The organism is Moorena sp. SIO2C4, assembly GCF_010672485.1.
In the GTDB taxonomy this organism is placed as follows: domain Bacteria; phylum Cyanobacteriota; class Cyanobacteriia; order Cyanobacteriales; family Coleofasciculaceae; genus Moorena; species Moorena producens.
The window spans coordinates 1-3,147 of record NZ_JAAHGN010000909.1; the positions used below are offsets into that span (position 1 = coordinate 1).

At 42.7% G+C, this 3,147-nt stretch carries 4 protein-coding genes; all 4 read left to right on the forward strand.

The features are described 5' to 3' along the window. Positions 1–353 precede the first annotated feature (353 nt). The 4 genes from F6K20_RS31195 to F6K20_RS31210 all read left to right on the forward strand — a co-directional run bounded on the left by F6K20_RS31195 (position 354) and on the right by F6K20_RS31210 (position 2,998). Positions 354–764, forward strand: a complete 411-nt coding sequence (locus F6K20_RS31195; protein ID WP_008181985.1) for a roadblock/LC7 domain-containing protein — start codon at positions 354–356, stop codon at positions 762–764. 521 nt (positions 765–1,285) lie between these two features. Next, complete coding sequence (locus F6K20_RS31200; RefSeq protein ID WP_008181986.1) at positions 1,286–2,146, forward strand: DUF4388 domain-containing protein; 861 nt, start codon at positions 1,286–1,288, stop codon at positions 2,144–2,146. A gap of 150 nt (positions 2,147–2,296) precedes the next feature. Next, entirely contained in the window at positions 2,297–2,845 is a 549-nt protein-coding gene (locus F6K20_RS31205; RefSeq protein WP_008181987.1) for a GTP-binding protein, read from the forward strand. Between the two features lie 3 nt (positions 2,846–2,848). Next, a complete protein-coding gene (locus F6K20_RS31210; protein WP_008181989.1) occupies positions 2,849–2,998 on the forward strand; it encodes a hypothetical protein in 150 nt (49 codons plus the stop codon). The last annotated feature ends 149 nt before the right edge of the window (positions 2,999–3,147 follow it).

Genomic DNA, 3,147 nt, shown 5'->3' on the forward strand with positions numbered 1-3,147 from the left:
TTGACACTAGTGTGTGTTTTCAAAGTTTTCCGCAAGATATTAGATCCCCCCCAGCCCCCCTTATTAAGGGGGGAGCCATACTCAAAGTCCCCCTTTTTTAAGGGGGACCAACGGGGGTACTCGGAGTTTGAAGACACGCCCTAGGCTTCCTGATCTGGGGGAAAAGGTTTCATAGGTCTTATTTACCTTCGGGCTATAGTTCCTGATCTGCTAAACCAAGCCACATCTCCGACGATTTTACGGCAACCACCGAGTATGGCAACTAGACCTTAATAATTGGCTAGACTTTCCCTATCACTCTATTTTCGACAAACTCGATTGAGCAGTAACGTTTTGATGAGGAATGGATAACCATGACCATTAATACCGCCAAGCTGGAGACCATTATCCAAAATTTTGTCACCAGCACCAGTGAGGTTCAAGGAGCTGCTTTAGTTTCTCCTGATGGGCTGCCTATAGCATCCAGTTTACCGAGCGAGATGGATGAAGAACGAGTATCAGCCATGTCAGCTGCTATGTTATCCCTAGGTGAACGGATTGGCTCGGAATTGTCCAGAGGCATTCTAGACCGCATTTTCGTAGAAGGTAATAAAGGTTATGGCATACTAACCAACTGTGGCGAGTATGCGGTTCTATTAGTCTTAGCCACCAAGGCAGCTAAACAGGGGGTGCTGATGCTGGAAATCAAGCGGGTGATTCCAGATTTGAAGGCTGCCTTAGAGCCTCACCAGAGCATACCAGGAATTTATGAAACAAAACTCTAGCTAAAGTGCCACAGCAACGATCTGAAAGGTTGCCACTGCTTAGATTAGGGTGGGTTAATTTTATCTTGACCAATAATTGAATATAATATATAATAATGATTTTGGTAAAAATGGTAGCTGTTATTTGAATAATTTAAGAAATCCTTTTGATTTTAGGTAACTCAATATACCTATCGTATTAACTGGAAGTGGCTATAGTGGGAAAACTATCTAAGCGCCAGGTTTGAGTTAAGCCTATTGCCAATGTCAGATTGCCAATGTCAGAAACCCTGCTGAACCTCTCCTCTCGAAGGCTTATATCTTCATTTTACGCATCAGTCATAAGATAGAAATTTTTGACTTTACACTTAGGGAATTACTAACCCAATGGTTAGAATTGTATTGTAAAATAATTAAAATTTAATAACTTTAATATAAAATCCGAAAAAATCGATCAAAAAAAATAGATTATTCATTATGTCTTGTGACTATCAATAAACTTAAGCCTAGTAATAGGTGACTTTCTTTATTATTGGCAAGTAATGGCTATCACGAGTTCTTTAGCGGAATTTTCCCTCCCAGAATTGTTTCAGTTCCTCGATCAAGGAAACAAAACTGGATTACTAACCCTCCGATTCAAGCTAAGTAGGCATAGTCAGGAAATAAAAGCTCGACATATTCTACTGCGCCAAGGTCGGATCTTGGCAGTTAGCTATCGTCTGGATCACCAATGCCTGCTGAAAATGATGTGTCAGCGGGGTTGGCTGAGCCCTGAGGTAATTAATGAACAGGTAAATCGATGTCCGGCGAATAAACCGATTGGTCTGTACTTGAAGACTAAGGGATTTCTGCATCCAGAGCAGTTGAGACTACTATTTCATGCCCAGGTTATACGCTCAGTTTGTGGCTTATTCCGGCTCAAAGATGCTAAATTTAGGTTTGACTCTAAGGCAACCTTGCCCACGATAGAAATGACGGGTTTAAGCATCTCAGCTACCAAAGCAACTCTAATTGGTCTGCGAGCTCTACCAGATTGGACTGGATTAGCAGACAAGCTACCTGAGACAACCTCAGCACTATCTAGGGCGATGGTTGGTCATCGCCAGTTAGGGCTAGACCCTATGGAAGCTGCAGTTTGGAAATTAGCCAATGGGTCGATTCCCCTCACTGATATTGCTACTCGGTTGGGGAAGTCTCTGGAAACGGTTCAACAGATATCCTTCCGGCTGATTAGCGTGGGTTTAGTCGCAGAAGTGCCTATGCTTACTTCATATCAACAGAACTATTGGCAATCACAGGGATTAGAGCCAGTCGCCGTTGGGGCAAATCGAACTGAGGAGGACAATCCTCAAGAGCTGAGCAATCGCTTTGTGCAACACTTACTTGGTTTCTTAAGGAGGTAATAACGATTAATAACAGCTAGGTACTTTTTGGAGTTAATGGTAGTTTTTCTGCAATCAGAGTATGGTAATCCTAATCCTGTGGTTGACAATAATGTTGTCGTGTTTCCGATTCTGCTTCAGAACGGCTAACAGCAAATAAGCGTGGAAATTATGCGTCTAGTTGTAACCGGTGCCGTGGGTGCTGGAAAATCCTCTTTCATTCGCTCGGTTAGCGAAATTGATGTAGTGGATACAGATTGCCTAGCAACGGACGTGACAACTAAAATTAAGCAAAAAACTACAGTAGCGATGGACTTTGGGCGTTTGCAATTTGCTCAAGATATGGCGCTACATTTATATGGTACTCCAGGACAGTCTCGCTTTGATTTCATGTGGGATATCCTGATTCGGAAAGCGCATGCTTACATACTCCTTGTTGATGCCCATCGTCCCAGTCAGTTTAGCTCTTCCCGTCGCCTGCTCAGTTTTATGGGACAGCGTGTGAAAATTCCCCTAGTGATTGGTCTAACCCATGTTGATTGTGAAGGAGCTTGGTCAGAAGAGGATGTAGCGATCGCGTTGGGCTTTGTGGATGAAAGCAATCGACCCCCGATGGTCAGCCTCAATGCCAATCAACGAGATTCTGTGATTCAAGCATTAATAGTGCTAGTACAATATTTCATTAAATGTGACATATCCCACACTCACCCTAATGACTAAAGTGTGGGTCTATCGCCGGAAAATCTCAAACTAAGGCTACAAGGGGACAACGAAGACAAGACAGACAAGGCAGGGTTTATTGAGAACTATCCCCAGTTTATTGACAAGATACGTTTGCCCTGGCTAGTTATACCCATAAATGGTAGCTCTTAATACCAATAATCTATATAATTAAGGATCTATCGATACTAAGTTTTGGTGTCTTGAAGCCATTTTGAGGTGTTTTTTGATAACTAGCAACTTAGGTTAGTAGTAGGGTGGATAATGCCCACCCTAGCAGAACTTACGCAGCAATTCTATCA

Bases quoted from the DNA above. Each gene is read 5' to 3' on its own strand.
- F6K20_RS31205 (WP_008181987.1), top strand. From the start codon at position 2,297: ATGCGTCTAGTTGTAACCGGTGCCGTGGGTGCTGGAAAATCCTCTTTC.
- F6K20_RS31195 (WP_008181985.1), top strand. From the start codon at position 354: ATGACCATTAATACCGCCAAGCTGGAGACCATTATCCAAAATTTTGTC.
- F6K20_RS31200 (WP_008181986.1), top strand. From the start codon at position 1,286: ATGGCTATCACGAGTTCTTTAGCGGAATTTTCCCTCCCAGAATTGTTT.